Below are 15025 nucleotides of genomic sequence, written 5' to 3'. Positions count from 1 at the left end.
ACAGAAAACGGGAACCCAGAAGATTCCCGTTTTTCGTATTTTAGATGATAAATGGTTATGAGTTCTCGTCCGCCATGTGCAATATAAACTCCCAAAACCCCGGAACATCCTGGCATAAAAGCATATGAGCCTTTTCAAACATTTTGATCTTCAGCTCTTGCTCTAAATCTTCTCTTTCTTGATAGGAGGTATTGCTGAGTTTTTTTCTGATCATCGGTGAAAAGCATGCAATCAGATGTTCAATGTCATACATGTCGTCTCTTTGTTTCTTTTGTTCAAACTGTCTGTTCACAGCTTACTTTTCCCCCTTTTTTCGCGCCGCCAGCTGCTTTCTGATATTCTCAAGCCCCTTTTTATGAATGTTGGAAATGTTTTGCCGGGACTCCCCTAATGAATCTGCAATCTCCTGCATCGTAGCACCGTGAAGATAGACTCTCGTCAGCACGCTTTTTTGTTTGTCAGTCAGATTTTGGATCGCTTGATAGAGCTGATAATCCTGAACATGCTGGCTCAAATCATCCTGCTGGTCCAAAAATGCTTCAAATGCATCGCTTCCCGCTTCGGAAGGAAGCCGTTCTCCTGCTTCCGGATGATCCACTGTCAGCGGATACCGTTTTTGGTTTTTGCGAACCCGCTTATCAAAATCGATAGAAAAGATCCGAATCATTGAATTCATATACTTGACGAGGCGAATTTCCTTATAAAATTGCTTGAATTGCTCGTCCAGCGATTTTGCATCTTTTTCGTTCGGGCTTTCCATTACGCTTTTGAACAAACGGTAATGCTGAGGATTGCTCAAAAAATGCTTCACGATGGGATGCTTCATTATCTCCTTACATTTCGACCGCAAAAGACCTTGATAGTCCATCAAACCGCCTCCCTACTAAATTAAATGAAGGAAAGCAAAAAAAAGTAAACTACTACTTTCTGACTAGCGTTTGCCTTACATACTCCAGCCGCAGTTTACGTTTTCTTAGATTTCCTTCACTTATATACATGACTGTAAAAAAGAAGGGAGGTATTTTCCCATGGATCAGGTTTTCATAGAGGAAGTGGTAAAACAGATCGGCAATCTAGGCTTTCCTGCGCTGATTGCCATGTACCTGCTGACCCGATTTGAGAGAAAGTTTGATCAGCTCATAGAACTGATGACAGAACTGAAAGATCATAAAGCAAAAAATTAATTTCCAACCGAAGTTGACTTTTCGCTGTTTTTTTTCACTTAACAAGACAGAAGGGAAAACGAAAGGCCTTTCACCTTCTCTTTCTGCTCACACATTTCATTTTTCAAGGAGGAGACAGTTTTATGAAAAAACAAAACGGCATTCCGCAGCCAATCAGAGGAGACAAAGGAGCAACGGTAAAAATTCCGCGCAATATTGAAAGAGACCGCCAAAATCCTGATATGCTCGTTCCGCCGGAAACGGATCATGGCACCGTCAGCAATATGAAATTCTCGTTCTCTGACACTCATAACCGATTAGAAAAAGGCGGATACGCCCGTGAGGTCACCGTGCGTGAGCTGCCGATTTCAGAAAACCTCGCATCTGTAAATATGCGGCTGAAGCCAGGCGCCATTCGCGAGCTGCATTGGCATAAAGAAGCTGAATGGGCTTATATGATTTACGGAAGTGCAAGAGTCACAATTGTGGACGAAAAAGGGCGCAGCTTTATCGATGATGTAGGCGAAGGAGATCTTTGGTACTTCCCGTCAGGCCTGCCGCACTCCATTCAAGCCCTGGATGAAGGAGCTGAGTTCCTGCTCGTGTTTGATGATGGATCATTCTCTGAAAACAGCACGTTCCAGCTGACAGACTGGCTTGCCCACACCCCTAAAGAAGTGATTGCTGCGAACTTTGGTGTAACAAAAGAAGAAATCGCCAATTTGCCTGGCAAAGAAAAATATATATTTGAAAATCAACTCCCAGGCAGTTTAAAAGATGACATTGTGGAAGGGCCGAACGGCGAAGTGCCTTACCCATTTACTTATCGCCTTCTGGAACAGGAGCCGATTGAATCAGAGGGCGGAAAAGTATACATTGCAGATTCAACAAACTTTACAGTGTCTAAAACAATCGCATCCGCGCTCGTAACGGTGGAACCCGGTGCCATGAGAGAGCTGCATTGGCATCCGAATACTCATGAATGGCAATACTACATCTCCGGCAAGGCAAGAATGACCGTTTTTGCATCTGACGGCCATGCCAGAACGTTTAACTACCAAGCCGGGGATGTCGGATATGTTCCATTTGCAATGGGCCATTACGTTGAAAATCTTGGGGATGAACCGCTTGTCTTTTTAGAAATCTTCAAAGACGATCATTATGCCGATGTTTCCTTAAACCAATGGCTTGCTATGCTTCCTGAAAAATTTGTTCAAGCGCACCTTGAATTAGGCAAAGACTTTACCGATATTCTTTCAAAAGAAAAGCATCCGGTTGTAAAAAAGAAATGCAGTAAATAAAAGACTCACAGCTTGCAGAGATCACTCGTTCTCTGCAAGCCTTACTTCATAAGGAGCTGAACCAGTGAAACTTCAAACTTCTACAAAACGTCTATTGCGGCTCTCCGCACAGTACGTGATGGCCGCCGCCGCAGTGGTATTGACCTATTATACAGTCATTTTCATTTTGTTTTTTTTAGCGGGAACAAGCTACCGCTCAACGGCTCATGTCCTGCTTTTTGCCGTGCTATTCCTTATCCTCGGGTTATTCTTTGAACCTTTTGAACGTCTGATCATACATAGTTTTACATTTTTCAGGACGGGAAAACGCTTATTCATTTTTCTTGCCGGCATCGTACAGCTGCTGTTTTTGTGGATGACTGCTTACACGACAGACCAATTGATGAGCGACATCTGGCTGTCCACTACAGAAGAAATGATCGTCGCAGCCGTTTTTTTGATTTTAGACAAATGCAACTCAGCCCTTCCAAGCTAAAAAAGAACGCATTCCAAATGGATGCGTTCTTTTTATTCATAGCGAAGCGCGTCTACAGGCTGAAGTTTAGATGCCTTGATGGACGGAAGCAAGCCGAAAATAATGCCGACTGCCATTGAAAAGATGAGTGCTCCCGCAACAGCCGGAACGGAGACGATAAAAGGCATCGGAAAAACGACCGTCAGCAGCTTAGCGATGCCGCAGCCCGCCAGGACACCGAGTATTCCGCCAATGCTTGTCAGCACAACAGCCTCGGTTAAAAACTGAAATAAAATCACCCGCCGCTTAGCACCGAGCGCTTTCTTAATCCCGATTTCCCTCGTGCGCTCCGTAACGGAAACGAGCATAATGTTCATAACGCCGATACCGCCGACCAAAAGTGAAATACTAGCGATTCCGCCAAGCAGCAACGCAAAGGACCGGTTAAAGGATTCCATTTCCTGTGCAATCTCCTGAAGATCTACTACGCTGTACTCTGCTTTTTCCAGCTCGGCATCAGACAGTCCTTGGTTTAAAAGATCAGCAGCCATTACACCCGCTTCTTGAATATGCTCAGACGAATCAGCCTGGACGGCAATCTGAGTTGGCGCATCAAAGCCTTCAATGAGCGGCCACACTTTTTTCGGCGTGTACAAAACAGGGTTCGCGTAGTCGCCTTCAAACATACTGTCCTGCTGATTTTTTTCTTTAAACACACCGGCAACCTTAAACGGCACACCATTCATCTCAATGTTTTGATGCAGAGCGTCTCCGTCTGGAAACAGTTCATCTCTGGCGGCCTCATTGATCATCACCGCTTGGCGTGTGCTGTTTAATTCGTTTTCCGTCAGCTTTCTTCCTTCGATTATACGGATTGGGAACATATCAAAATAATCAGCGTCAACTCCGTACACTTGAGGATATGAAACGTTTGTTAAATGAAAAACGCTCGCGTCTTCAGACAAATAGTATAAGGATAATCCTCTGATTATAGGATCGGATTTGATCGCCTTTACTGTTTCTTCCGCTACAGGCGGCGCGGACGTATACGACACCTGAGAAGAGCCGCTGCCCTGCTCTTCCCCGCCCGATGGCTGATAGACAACATTAATCGCGTTATTCCCCATGCCGATCATGCTCTGCTTTAATTGTTCACTTTGGCCCTTCAGCATCGAAACAATCGCGATAATTGCCGCTATGCCGATAATGACACCGAGCATTGTCAAAATCGATCTTAATTTATGAGAAAAGATAGACTGAAAAGAGATTCGAATATGTTCAAGCATGGCTGATATCCCCTCTCTCATCTAAAACCAACTCACCGTCTCTGATAAATACGGTTCTGTCAGCTTTTTTAGCGACGTCCGGGTCGTGGGTAATCATAATAATGGTCTTGCCTTCCTGATGGAGCTCAGAAAACAGCGACAAAATTTGTTCGCTTGATTTCGTATCAAGCGCCCCGGTCGGTTCATCAGCTAAAATAAACCTCGGCTGATTGACAAGGGCCCTCGCTATCGCCACCCGCTGCTTTTGTCCTCCTGACAGCTTCGGAGGCTTGTAAGAGACTCTGTCTTTTAACCCGACCTTTTCCAGTGCCTCATAGGCTCTTTGTCTTCTTTCTTTTTTCTTCACTTTATTGTAGATCATCGGCAGTTCGACATTTTGCAGCGCGGTAAGACGCGGCAGCAAATGAAAGGTTTGAAATACAAACCCGATTGATTCATTGCGGATTTCGGCTAAAGCGCCGTCCTTCCCTTTCAAAATATCTATCTGGTCAAGCGTATACGTTCCGGAGGTTGGCCTGTCCAAACAGCCGATGATATTCATTAACGTTGATTTTCCAGAACCGGAAGGCCCCATAATCGCCAGAAACTCCCCCGCCTGGACAGTCAGATTAATATGCTTCAAGATTGGAACTTCTTCTTTTCCCAGCCTGTACGATTTCGAAATATTATTCAGTGTCAGCATTGACTGTAACCTGCTTTCCTTCCTTGACCGCGGGATCAGGATAGATCACATAATCTTCCGGCGTCAGGCCGTTCTTAATTTCCACCATGTCATTTTTATCAGTATCCCCGAGTTCCACAGGCTGTTTGACCGCTTTCTGCTTCTCATCCGCTTTCCACACGTATGGTTCGCCGTCATCCTGAATGACCATGTCGGACGGCAGTTTAATGGTGTCCGCATCAGCCTCATCACCCATCACTTCGATGTTGACATGATAGCCGACTTCGAGACCCTTATGGCTGTCTAATATAATAGTGAACGGATAGTTAGAGGATTGAGGGTTCATTTCTTCCTCAGCAAAACTTTCTGATTCCTCACCCTCGCCTGCTCCCGCTGGAAGCTTGCCGATCGAGGCGACCTTTCCTTTCCACTCGCCTTCACCGCCTGTTTTCAGCGTGACTCTGACTTTGCTGCCTTTTTTAATTGTGTCCATTAACAGCTCGTTGATTTGGCTTTTGACCAGGTACTTCCCCGTCGAAACAATCTGGATATACGGACCTGCCGCCTGATCGCCTGTTGCTCCGTCAGCGATATCCTGATTGACGCTTTGAACGATCCCGTCATGCTTGCTTGTCATGACATTGGAACCTTTGTTTTTTGTCAGGGCAGCCAGCTCTTTTTGATGCTGCTTCAGCTCAAGCTGGCTCGTTTTCAAATCGAAATTGGCCTGATCAAGCTCATCTTGAAGCTGTGATTTCTCCTCTTTTCCGGCCGCCTTCAGCTTCTTTTCCGTTTCCGTTATTGATGTTTGCAAACGGCTGATTTGCAGATTTGTCATTTCGATTTGCAAATTGGCTTGCTCAGTCTCGTCGGAATGATCCTCACCCTCATACTCAAAAAGCTTATCGCCCTTTTTAACCTGGTCGCCTTCTTTGACATATGTTTTTTTAATGCTGCCTTTTTCTGAATCAATATATACCTTCTGCTGTTTCTCCGGCTCAACCTTTCCGGAAAACGTTTGGCCAGATTCTGATTCTCCTCCCATGTACACAGCTACCGACTCGGCATAAGGCTCCGATGTTACGGCAACTTGGTTCATGTGAGTAAAAAAGGTAAAACCGACGGCTCCGATCCCAGCCAATACAAGCACACCGGCACATATTGCACCGCCAATAAGCCATTTTTTCTTCTTGGACACCACGATCTCCTCTTTCTGTAAAATATGTAATATTTACGAAACATTCTACCGATATTATCTATTAATTCAAAAAGACTTTCAATCTATTTCTTGAAATAATGGAACCAAATAGTAAAATTGTATTTTTGCAGACAAAAATAAAAAAATCCCGGCTCTGAACCGGGATTTTTCTTACACAGAAACTAGCGTTTTGTCATTTTTAATCAGGTCATAAGTCAAACATACAGGTTTATTTGTACGCGGATCAGTCACAATCTCGGCATCAATCTGAAATACCTGCTTCAGAATGTCCGGTGTCATGACCTCCAGTGCGGTGCCTTCCTTGATGACCGTGCCTTTTTTGAGTGCGATCATATAATGAGAAAAACGGGCCGCATGGTTAAGGTCATGAATGACCATTAATATCGTCCGCCCCTGCTCTTTGTTGAGTCTGTCAAGCAGCTGCAGAATTTCAAGCTGGTGGGCGAGATCAAGATACGTTGTAGGTTCATCCAGCAACAGCAGCTCCGTCCCTTGCGCAAGCGCCATGGCTATCCATACACGCTGACGCTGTCCACCTGAAAGTGCCTCAATCGGCCGTTCAGCGAATTCAGCCATGCCTGTTTCTTCAAGCGCCCATTTGATAATCCGGCGGTCTTCATCATGTAATCTGCCAAATCCTGATTGATGCGGAAACCTGCCGTACGACACCAATTCAGACACCGTTAAACCGTTCGGCGCTTCAGGTGTCTGCGGAAGAATCGCCATATCTTTCGCAATGTCCTTTGTAGACATTTTATGAATGGCTTTGCCGTTTAAATAGACGGCGCCTGTATGCGAACGCATGATTCTCGACATTGTTTTTAAAATCGTTGATTTCCCGCAGCCGTTCGGGCCAATTAAGGTGGTGATTTTCCCTTTAGGAATCGAAATATTTAAATCCTCAACAATCACCCTGTCGCCATAACCAATTCCAAGCTGATCGGTTGTTAATGAATGCATATTCGGCCCCCTCCTCTAATTCGTTTTCATCAATAAATATATAAAGTAAGGCGCACCTAACACGGAAATGACAAGCCCGACCGGAATTTCTGACGGTGCCAATACATTCCTCGCAAGCGTATCAGCGAGCAAAAACAGAAATGCGCCGATGAAGGCGGAGACCGGTATCAGCGTCTGGTGACGAGGTCCAGTAAGCCTTCTTGCCACGTGGGGCGCAATCAATCCTAGAAACGCGATGCCCCCTGCAGCTGCCACACATGAAGCTGCAAGAGTGACCGCTGCCAGAAGAAGAATCCGTCTTTCCCTTTCAACAGCAGTGCCCAGCCCTGTCGCTAATTGGTCTCCAAGCTGCAAAATATTCAAATAGTGTGCCTTATATAAAGTAAACGGCAGCAAGATCACAATCCAAGGGAGAATCGCCCAGATTATATTCCAGTTTGCCCCCCAGATCGAGCCGGATAGCCAAACCGCAGCTTGCATAAAATCATGAGGGTCCATCTTGAGCTGAAAAATCAGCAGCAGGGCGTTAAATCCGGCATTCACCCCAATGCCGACTAGAATCAGCCGAATCGGTGTCACGCCTTTCTTCCAAGCCAGAAGATAGATCAGAAATGCGGCGAGGATTGCGCCTGCCAAAGCACTGAATGGCAGCATCAATGTTCCGAAAAAACCGAGATCTGAAGCTGATCCTTGAAAAAAGTAAATGAAAAGCACAACTGCTAGTGAGCCGCCGGCGTTAATTCCGAGAATACCCGGTTCAGCCAGATCATTTTGAGACACGCTTTGCAAAATGGCTCCGGCAACAGCGATCCCTGCCCCAACGAGCAAGGAAAGGATGATTCGGGGCAGCCTGAACTCAAATAAAACCAGTTCATCACGCGCCGTTCCTTGGCCGAAGAAGACCTGAAGCGTTTTAAGCGGCGCAATTTTGATGACGCCGGCATTCAAGCTGATAAAAAAGACCAGCACGATGAGCAGAAAGGTTACAGCCATCACAACGAGCGGTTTTTTTGTTTTTGTTTTCATTACAGCCCTCTCCTTTCACGGCGTGCCAAATAAAAGAAAAAGGGAACGCCGATGAGAGAGGTCAGCGCGCCGACAGGCGTTTCAAAGGGCGCGTTTACAAGTCTTGCCGCAATATCAGCAAACACAAGCAGAACAGCGCCAAGCACCGCCGAGCAAGGAATGATCCAGCGATAATCCACACCGACTAAAAACCGGGTAATATGGGGAATGATCAGTCCGATAAATGCGATGGTGCCGGCAATTGATACCGCAGCTCCCGTCAAAATCACAACGACAAGCATGCCAACTGCCTTCACCGCTGATGTATATTGTCCAAGCCCTTTCGCCAGCTCGTCACCGAGACTCAGCACTGTCACCGACCGGGCGATGATAAAAGCAAGCGTTAAACCGACAGCCCCTGCGAGAAGCAAAAGGTGGACACCCGACCATTTCACACCCGCTACACCGCCTGCGTACCAAAAGCTGATATCCTGAGCGACATCAAAGCGAATTGCGACAGCGGTTGAAACCCCCGTAAAGAAATAAGTGACTGCTGTTCCCGCGAGCGCAAGCTTTACAGGCGTAAGTCCGCCTCTTGCAAACATGCCGATGCCCATTACCGTTGATGCCCCCAGCCCAGCTCCTGCAAAGGACCATAGTACAAGCCCCATCGCAGAAAGCCCTGGAAAAAAGGCAAATGCAATCGAGATGGCAAACGCGGAGCCAGATGTAACGCCCATAATCGAAGGCTCTGCCAAAGGATTTCTCGTCATCCCCTGCATAATCGCCCCCGACACTGCTAATAAAGCGCCGACAAGCGCGGCTGCAGCCGTTCTCGGCAGCCGAAGGTCGTGTATGATTTGGTGGGACGTTTCAGTCGGCTGAAAATGAAAAATGGCGTCCCATATGGTGCGCAAATGAATATCTGCTGCACCGAGAGATATGGATAAAAGCGCGCCAAAGCCTAGCAAGCATATCCCTGCAATAAGGACGATGACCGCGCTATATGACCTTGACGTCCATTGGATGTCTTCTGATGTAGTCTGGCTATATTTCTTATGACTCAACAGCCGTACTTCCTTTCCGATAATGATAATGATTATCAATTGTTGTTCCAGTATATCACTTTTTTCTGCTGATGTAATAGATCGTTTTGAACAAAAATGAGAATATCATTGCAAAAATATCATGCCAACTAACACTTGTGATGGTATAATCACATTGATAATGATTCTCTTTATCATCATTTTTTCAGAAAGAAGGTATGAGATATGACCCCTATATACAAGAAAATCGGAGCCGCGTTTTTTGCCCTGCTATTGATTGCAGCGCTGGCAGCCTGCGGGAATAACTCAGAAAGCAAAGGCTCTACCTCTAGCTCAAAAGGCGAAGAAACCTTTACATACAAGGCTGAAAACGGGAATGTAAAAATCCCTAAGCATCCTAAACGGGTGGTTGTCATGGCGGACGGCTACTACGGCTACTTCAAAACACTGGGCATCAACGTCGTCGGTGCACCTGAGAATGTATTTAAAAATCCTTACTATAAAGGAAAAACAGACGGTGTCACAAACATCGGAGACGGCACTTCCGTTGAAAAAGTCATTGATTTGAACCCTGATTTGATTATCGTCTGGACAACGCAAGGCGCTGATATTAAAAAGCTTGAAAAGATCGCGCCGACCGTCGCTGTAAAATACGATAAGCTCAACAACATCGAACAGCTGAAAGAATTCGCAAAAATGACGGGAACCGAAGATAAAGCCGAAAAATGGCTGGCTGAATGGGATAAAAAAGTTACGGCAGCAAAAACAAACATCAAAAAAGCCGTCGGTGACAAAACCATTTCCATCATGCAATCGAACGGAAAAGACATTTACGTATTCGGTAAAGATTTCGGAAGAGGCGGAAGCATCATTTACAAAGATCTCGGCCTGCAGGCCACAAAGCTCACAAAAGAAAAAGCCATTGACCAGGGCCCTGGATATACAAGTATTTCATTAGAAAAGCTCCCTGACTTCGCCGGGGATTATATTTTCGCAGGCCCATGGCAATCAGGCGGTGATGATGGCGGCGTATTTGACAGCTCTATTTGGAAGAACCTTAGCGCCGTTAAAAATGGCCATGTCTATAAGATTGACCCGATTGGCTTTTATTTCACAGACCCGATTTCATTAGAAGGCCAACTGAAGTTTATTACGGAAAGCTTAACAAAATAAACCGAAAAGCCGCATAGACTATTTTATGGAGCTGTCCCATCAGCAGATCGATACATGATTCATCTTAGCGCTCGTTCTGTTTGATTTGCTGGAAAGGCTGAAAAAACATTTTTGCGTATGCGATTATCTATTTCAGCTTTTCTGTCAGCCATTGTTATTTCAACAAAAAAGACACCTGGCAAAGCTCAGGTGTCTTTTTTGTTTTATGCTTGTTTTTCTTTCTGGAACTTTTTAATCACAAATGGATAAACGATCAAGCCGACAAAGAATAAACCGATGCCGAGAATAAATGTTGTTAAATCCGCTGTGCCTGTTACGATAACAAACAAGGAGTATACACATGCTAAAATCGCAATCAATCCGTCTTTTAGACGGGAGCCTTTCAGCTGGTCATACGTTTCGCCCTTGATCACAAGCTTCAAGCTGTAGATCGCTGATACCAAATACGGAATGAGATACGCAAGCGTTGCCGCTGTCGTTAAAAATGTAAATGCGTCACTTATTGTCCGGGAAATAACCGAGAAAATGAAGACCTGTGACATCACATTTGTAATCACTAATGCGTTAACCGGGCTTCCTTTTTTATTCGTTTTCGCAAAGAATGCCGGGAAATCTCCTGCTTTAGCAGCTTGGTATGGAACCTCAGAGCCAAGCAAAATCCAGCCGAGCATCGTTCCGAATAAGCAAAGGATAGCCAAAAGCGCCATAATTACGCTTCCCGCGTTTCCAACAATCGCATACAGTACATCAACGAACGGTTTTTCAGAGCCGACAAGCTTATCATGCGGCAGAACACCCATCGTAATTAAAGTGACAATAATATAAATGCTTAAGGCAATCAACAGCCCGGTAATTGTCGCACGTTTCACATCACGCTGGGAACGCGCACGGCCGGACAGGATTACCGCCGATTCAATTCCGACAAACGCCCACAGTGTAGAAATCGCGGCGTTATGCACCTGGCCGCCAATTCCAATGCTTGTGCCGTTTTCTCCTTGAATCGGGAAATAAAAATGACCGAATAATGCCGTTTGAAACACAAACAACCCAGCAACGATAAAGAAGACAAAGCCTAGTACTTTAGAAAGCGTTGTGACAAAGTTCAATTTACTTGCACCGTTAATGCTTGCAACAAGAATCGTGTGCGTTCCCCATAACAAGATCGTACATACTGCAAACGTCAGCAATTGGCCGAGTGTCACCTCTTGCCCGCCGATCGAAAACATTTCACGTTTATCAACCAAAATCGGGAAGAACGAAGTCAAGTAACCGGCGAGACTCGTAATGATCGCCACGTTACTGATCCAGCTCGCCACCCAGTAGCCCCACACCATTGTGAAACCGGCAGCGTTCCCTTTCTTCGGATCAGCGAACAGCGCTCTTGCATAACTTTGCGGCCCCGCTGTCAGCTCAGGCTTGCGAATGGACAAATGCCCGAAAACAAGTGCAATCATCAGCACGCCGGCACCTGTCAAAAGCCAGGCGGATATAGCGCCGAACGGACTCGCGATTGAAGCAAGCGAGCTCGGCAAGGAGAAAATTCCTGATCCAACCATATTTCCAACGACAAACGCCGTTAATAACCAAAAACCCCATTTTTTCGTCTGTTCCATTTCAGTACCTCCATGATTCTTTGTACGGACCAGACCCCGAGATCATATAAACGCAAAAAAAGCCTGAACAAAAGTCCATGCTTAAAGAAACACACACCCTTGATCTCCGGATAGCCCTCCGCGAAAAAGCACGCGGCAGTCCTGCACTTATTCAGATACAGTCCCAGCATAGAGAAGGATCGGCTTTCTCCACACTTCGGCGCTGATGCCTTTTACACATGTTTAACAGCTCCTGTCAGCCTGGCATGTGTGACTCATCATCCGCGCAACCTCTACCTCACTGAGAAAGAGTGAGGATTTAAATATTCAGTTACTCCCAGAAGGTTATCAAAGAAAGAATGATCTGTCAAAGGGAACAGATGGAAAATACGGATAGAGCAAGGCCCTATCCGCATGTGGTTATCGATTATTTTTCTTTTTTTGCACAGCTTCTTGAAGCGGATCATCTTTTAGGGCTGAACCAGCATCTTCAAGAGCTCCTTGGATTACGTTTTTTTCTTTATCAGAACGTTTTCCTTTTTCTTTATTAAAGAAACCCATTCGAATCACCTCTTTTAGAAAATAGGTACATGTTTAAGATGCCTTTTTCCTTTAAAAATTATGCACGACATTTTTATCATCAAAAGTCCTGTTGATCAAACATACATTCTCTTGATATATTTGTAATTCAGAGATTTTTGCAAAAGATAAAAGGAGAAGCGTGAAATGACTGGAAAAACACACATCATGGGAGGCATCGCTTCTTGTACGGCAGCGGCTTATTATTATGGATTTGATCCAGTGCTTATGGCTGCGTCAGGCGCGGTTGGGGCTTTGATACCCGATATCTGCCATACGCAAAGCAAAATAGGGAGAAGATTTCCTATTTTATCGAAAGTGGTCAGCTCTGTTTTTGGCCACCGAACTTTTACACACAGCCTGCTGTTTCTGCTCATTATGTTTTTGATCACAACAACATATATTCCAAATCAAAACATATCCACCGGGCTGATGATCGGAATGGCGAGCCATTTGATTCTCGACGCTTGGACGGTGAACGGCATTAAATTATTGTTCCCTTCAACGATCCGCGTACGGCTCCCCTTATATATGAAGACAGGCAGTTTTTCTGAGCAGCTGGTGCTGGCCGGCCTGACAATCGCTTCATGTTATTATTTTTATATGCTGTTCCATGCACGCATGTTTTAAACATGAATGCGAATACTTGTCTGAACGGGCTGTTTTTAGTAGGTTTACATAAGAAGCATTTCATGCAGATGATCAAGAAACGTGAGGGGTCATATTGATGAAAGGAACCTTTTTTCATAATCAGCGGTTTTTATGTTTTTCGATCGTATTTATGTGGATTAAAACATATGCGATCTATAAACTCGGCTTTGATTTGCAGACCGATTCTCCGTTAGAAGAAGTGATGCTGCTGATCAATCCGCTCAGCTTTATCCTTCCTTTATTCGGGATCGGCCTGCTTTTGAAAGAAAACAAGCAGCGGGTCTTTTTGCTGATTGCCAATTTGGTTCTGACGGTCATCTTGATCTCCAACACGATTTTTTACGGCTTTTATATCGATTTTATCACCATCCCGGTTTTGTTTCAGGCCAGTAATATGAGCGATATGGGCAGCAGTGTAAAAGAGCTGTTCAATCCTCTGTTTATCGCCCTGTTTACGGATTTGTTTTTTCTTTTATGGCTTGCCCGAAAAGAGAGACACCCGCGGACAAAAGCCGCCCCCCGCACGATCAAACGGTATTATGCAGTTTCCTGCGGCATGATTTTATGCACTTTGGCACTTGCTGAAGTACAGCAGCCGAAGCTTTTGGCACATTCCTTCGACAGGGAAATGCTCGTCAAAAGCATCGGTCTGTTTCAGTTCCATCTCTACGATACGATTTCTCAGACTGTTAATATGAGCGCGAAAGCATTCGCAGATGAAGACAGCATGACTGCGGTTAAAAACTACACAGAGGCCGATTACAGCAAGCCTGACCAAAGCAAATTCGGGCTGGCAAAGGGGCGCAATGTCATCTTTGTGACGCTTGAATCGACCCAAAGCTTTGTCCTGAATGAAAAGGTAAACGGAAAAGAAATTACCCCGTTTATGAACGATCTGATCAAAAAAAGCTATTTCTTTGATCATTTCTATCAGCAAACTGAACAAGGCAAAACATCTGATTCAGAATTCATCGTCGCTAACTCGCTGTATCCTTCCCTTAGCGGAGCCGTCTTTTTCACGAAAAGCGACCATCAATTTCACACGATGTACAAATCGCTCAAGCAACATGATTATTATTCAGCCGTCTTTCACGCCAACCATAAAACATTTTGGAACAGAGATGTAATGTACGATACATTTGGGATTGACCGTTTTTTTGATGTTGATGATTTCCATGTCACTCCCGGCACATCGACAAACTGGGGCTTAAAGGATAAGGAATTTTTAGAGCAGGCCGCCGGAAAGCTGAAAAGCCTGCCGCAGCCGTTCTACAGCAGTTTCATCACGTTAACGAATCATTTTCCGTTTGAGATTGATGAAAAGGATCAGCTCATAGATGAATTTGATTCAAGCAGCAACCTGTTAAACCGCTATGTGACCACGGTGCGCTACGAAGATGAGGCATTGAAGCATTTCATCAAAAAACTGAAGGACGAAGGCTTATACGACAATTCGATGATTGTATTTATGGGAGATCATTACGGGATTTCAGAAGCCCATAACGAGGCGATGGCCGAGTTTTTAGGAAAAAAAGAAATCACGCCGTATGACAACATTCAGCTCCAGCGCGTGCCGTTGATTATACATATCCCGGGAATAACAGATCAAAAGCCGGAAATCATCTCTGATGCCGGAGGACAGGTCGATGTCAGGCCGACACTGATGCATCTGCTCGGCATTGATACAAAAGGCGATGTTCAATTCGGCAATGATTTGCTGTCAAATGACCGCACCCCATTCGCCGTGCTGAGAAACGGCAGCTTTATTACGAACGACTATGTATACACAAAAAACACGTGCTACAGCCAAAAAACAGGCGAAGTGCTGAGAGATCAGGATGCGTGTATTCCTTTTAAGGAGAAAGCAAACGAAGAACTGTCTCTCTCTGATAAAATTTTAAACGGTGACCTGTTTAGGTTTTCTGAATAAAAAAA

At 45.1% G+C, this 15025-nt stretch carries 16 protein-coding genes and 1 riboswitch; of the genes, 6 read left to right on the top strand and 10 right to left on the bottom strand.

The features are described from left to right. Positions 1-55: 55 nt before the first annotated feature. Complete coding sequence (rsoA, locus tag V756_RS0104140) at positions 56-292, bottom strand: sigma-O factor regulator RsoA (protein WP_024713559.1); 237 nt, start codon at positions 290-292, stop codon at positions 56-58. 3 nt (positions 293-295) lie between these two features. Then, on the bottom strand, positions 296-826 hold the full coding sequence (gene sigO / locus V756_RS0104135; RefSeq protein ID WP_081719775.1) for an RNA polymerase sigma factor SigO: 531 nt from the start codon (positions 824-826) through the stop codon (positions 296-298). A 202-nt stretch (positions 827-1028) separates the two neighbouring features. On the opposite strand from sigO, the gene V756_RS01000000121820 reads away from it, so the two are divergent. The 3 genes from V756_RS01000000121820 to rsiO all read left to right on the top strand — a co-directional run bounded on the left by V756_RS01000000121820 (position 1029) and on the right by rsiO (position 2939). After that, a complete protein-coding gene (locus V756_RS01000000121820) occupies positions 1029-1184 on the top strand; it encodes a YvrJ family protein (RefSeq protein WP_032681714.1) in 156 nt (51 codons plus the stop codon). 122 nt (positions 1185-1306) lie between these two features. Further along, complete coding sequence (gene oxdC, locus V756_RS0104125; protein ID WP_024713557.1) at positions 1307-2464, top strand: oxalate decarboxylase; 1158 nt, start codon at positions 1307-1309, stop codon at positions 2462-2464. A gap of 64 nt (positions 2465-2528) precedes the next feature. Beyond that, complete coding sequence (rsiO, locus tag V756_RS0104120) at positions 2529-2939, top strand: acid stress-sensitive anti sigma factor RsiO (protein WP_024713556.1); 411 nt, start codon at positions 2529-2531, stop codon at positions 2937-2939. A 32-nt stretch (positions 2940-2971) separates the two neighbouring features. Here the strand turns inward: rsiO and V756_RS0104115 are convergent, their stop codons facing one another. The 6 genes from V756_RS0104115 to V756_RS0104090 form a co-directional block, all read right to left on the bottom strand. Next, positions 2972-4204, bottom strand: coding sequence for an ABC transporter permease (locus V756_RS0104115; RefSeq protein ID WP_024713555.1), 1233 nt, complete (start codon positions 4202-4204; stop codon positions 2972-2974). Further along, positions 4197-4886, bottom strand: a complete 690-nt coding sequence (locus tag V756_RS0104110) for an ABC transporter ATP-binding protein (RefSeq protein ID WP_024713554.1) — start codon at positions 4884-4886, stop codon at positions 4197-4199. Before V756_RS0104110 ends, V756_RS0104115 begins: the two co-directional genes overlap by 8 nt. After that, entirely contained in the window at positions 4870-6063 is a 1194-nt protein-coding gene (locus tag V756_RS0104105) for an efflux RND transporter periplasmic adaptor subunit (protein WP_024713553.1), read from the bottom strand. The genes V756_RS0104110 and V756_RS0104105 overlap by 17 nt, the downstream gene beginning before the upstream one ends. Before the next feature lie 171 nt (positions 6064-6234). Then, the gene (locus V756_RS0104100) at positions 6235-7044 is read right to left on the bottom strand and encodes an ABC transporter ATP-binding protein (RefSeq protein ID WP_024713552.1); all 810 of its coding nucleotides are present in this window, start codon (positions 7042-7044) and stop codon (positions 6235-6237) included. A gap of 15 nt (positions 7045-7059) precedes the next feature. Next, positions 7060-8070 carry a FecCD family ABC transporter permease gene (locus V756_RS0104095; RefSeq protein ID WP_024713551.1) on the bottom strand — a complete coding sequence of 337 codons (1011 nt, stop codon included), beginning with the start codon at positions 8068-8070 and terminating at the stop codon, positions 7060-7062. Then, on the bottom strand, positions 8070-9116 hold the full coding sequence (locus V756_RS0104090; RefSeq protein WP_024713550.1) for a FecCD family ABC transporter permease: 1047 nt from the start codon (positions 9114-9116) through the stop codon (positions 8070-8072). The genes V756_RS0104095 and V756_RS0104090 overlap by 1 nt, the downstream gene beginning before the upstream one ends. Before the next feature lie 204 nt (positions 9117-9320). On the opposite strand from V756_RS0104090, the gene V756_RS0104085 reads away from it, so the two are divergent. After that, on the top strand, positions 9321-10268 hold the full coding sequence (locus V756_RS0104085) for an iron-hydroxamate ABC transporter substrate-binding protein (RefSeq protein WP_024713549.1): 948 nt from the start codon (positions 9321-9323) through the stop codon (positions 10266-10268). A 203-nt stretch (positions 10269-10471) separates the two neighbouring features. Here the strand turns inward: V756_RS0104085 and V756_RS0104080 are convergent, their stop codons facing one another. Further along, a complete protein-coding gene (locus tag V756_RS0104080; protein WP_024713548.1) occupies positions 10472-11881 on the bottom strand; it encodes an amino acid permease in 1410 nt (469 codons plus the stop codon). Positions 11882-11984: 103 nt separating this feature from the next. Next, positions 11985-12164: riboswitch (Lysine riboswitch) on the bottom strand. Between the two features lie 116 nt (positions 12165-12280). After that, positions 12281-12421 (bottom strand): small acid-soluble spore protein SspJ, encoded by a 141-nt coding sequence (sspJ, locus tag V756_RS0104075; RefSeq protein WP_024713547.1) that lies wholly within the window; start codon positions 12419-12421, stop codon positions 12281-12283. Positions 12422-12586: 165 nt separating this feature from the next. On the opposite strand from sspJ, the gene V756_RS0104070 reads away from it, so the two are divergent. Next, on the top strand, positions 12587-13069 hold the full coding sequence (locus tag V756_RS0104070) for a metal-dependent hydrolase (RefSeq protein ID WP_024713546.1): 483 nt from the start codon (positions 12587-12589) through the stop codon (positions 13067-13069). Positions 13070-13166: 97 nt separating this feature from the next. Beyond that, positions 13167-15020 carry an LTA synthase family protein gene (locus V756_RS0104065; protein WP_024713545.1) on the top strand — a complete coding sequence of 618 codons (1854 nt, stop codon included), beginning with the start codon at positions 13167-13169 and terminating at the stop codon, positions 15018-15020. Positions 15021-15025 lie beyond the last annotated feature (5 nt).

It is taken from the genome of Bacillus tequilensis KCTC 13622 (assembly GCF_000507145.1).
Lineage (GTDB): Bacteria > Bacillota > Bacilli > Bacillales > Bacillaceae > Bacillus > Bacillus tequilensis.
Note: the sequence above shows the minus strand (reverse complement) of the source record. Positions and strands in the feature narration are given on the sequence as shown.

Excerpts from the sequence above, each read along its gene's own strand:
- sigO (WP_081719775.1), bottom strand. The coding sequence starts at position 826 with ATGAAGCATCCCATCGTGAAGCATTTTTTGAGCAATCCTCAGCATTAC.
- V756_RS01000000121820 (WP_032681714.1), top strand. The coding sequence starts at position 1,029 with ATGGATCAGGTTTTCATAGAGGAAGTGGTAAAACAGATCGGCAATCTA.
- oxdC (WP_024713557.1), top strand. The coding sequence starts at position 1,307 with ATGAAAAAACAAAACGGCATTCCGCAGCCAATCAGAGGAGACAAAGGA.
- V756_RS0104115 (WP_024713555.1), bottom strand. The coding sequence starts at position 4,204 with ATGCTTGAACATATTCGAATCTCTTTTCAGTCTATCTTTTCTCATAAA.
- V756_RS0104110 (WP_024713554.1), bottom strand. The coding sequence starts at position 4,886 with ATGCTGACACTGAATAATATTTCGAAATCGTACAGGCTGGGAAAAGAA.
- V756_RS0104100 (WP_024713552.1), bottom strand. The coding sequence starts at position 7,044 with ATGCATTCATTAACAACCGATCAGCTTGGAATTGGTTATGGCGACAGG.
- V756_RS0104095 (WP_024713551.1), bottom strand. The coding sequence starts at position 8,070 with ATGAAAACAAAAACAAAAAAACCGCTCGTTGTGATGGCTGTAACCTTT.
- V756_RS0104085 (WP_024713549.1), top strand. The coding sequence starts at position 9,321 with ATGACCCCTATATACAAGAAAATCGGAGCCGCGTTTTTTGCCCTGCTA.
- V756_RS0104080 (WP_024713548.1), bottom strand. The coding sequence starts at position 11,881 with ATGGAACAGACGAAAAAATGGGGTTTTTGGTTATTAACGGCGTTTGTC.
- sspJ (WP_024713547.1), bottom strand. The coding sequence starts at position 12,421 with ATGGGTTTCTTTAATAAAGAAAAAGGAAAACGTTCTGATAAAGAAAAA.
- V756_RS0104070 (WP_024713546.1), top strand. The coding sequence starts at position 12,587 with ATGACTGGAAAAACACACATCATGGGAGGCATCGCTTCTTGTACGGCA.
- V756_RS0104065 (WP_024713545.1), top strand. The coding sequence starts at position 13,167 with ATGAAAGGAACCTTTTTTCATAATCAGCGGTTTTTATGTTTTTCGATC.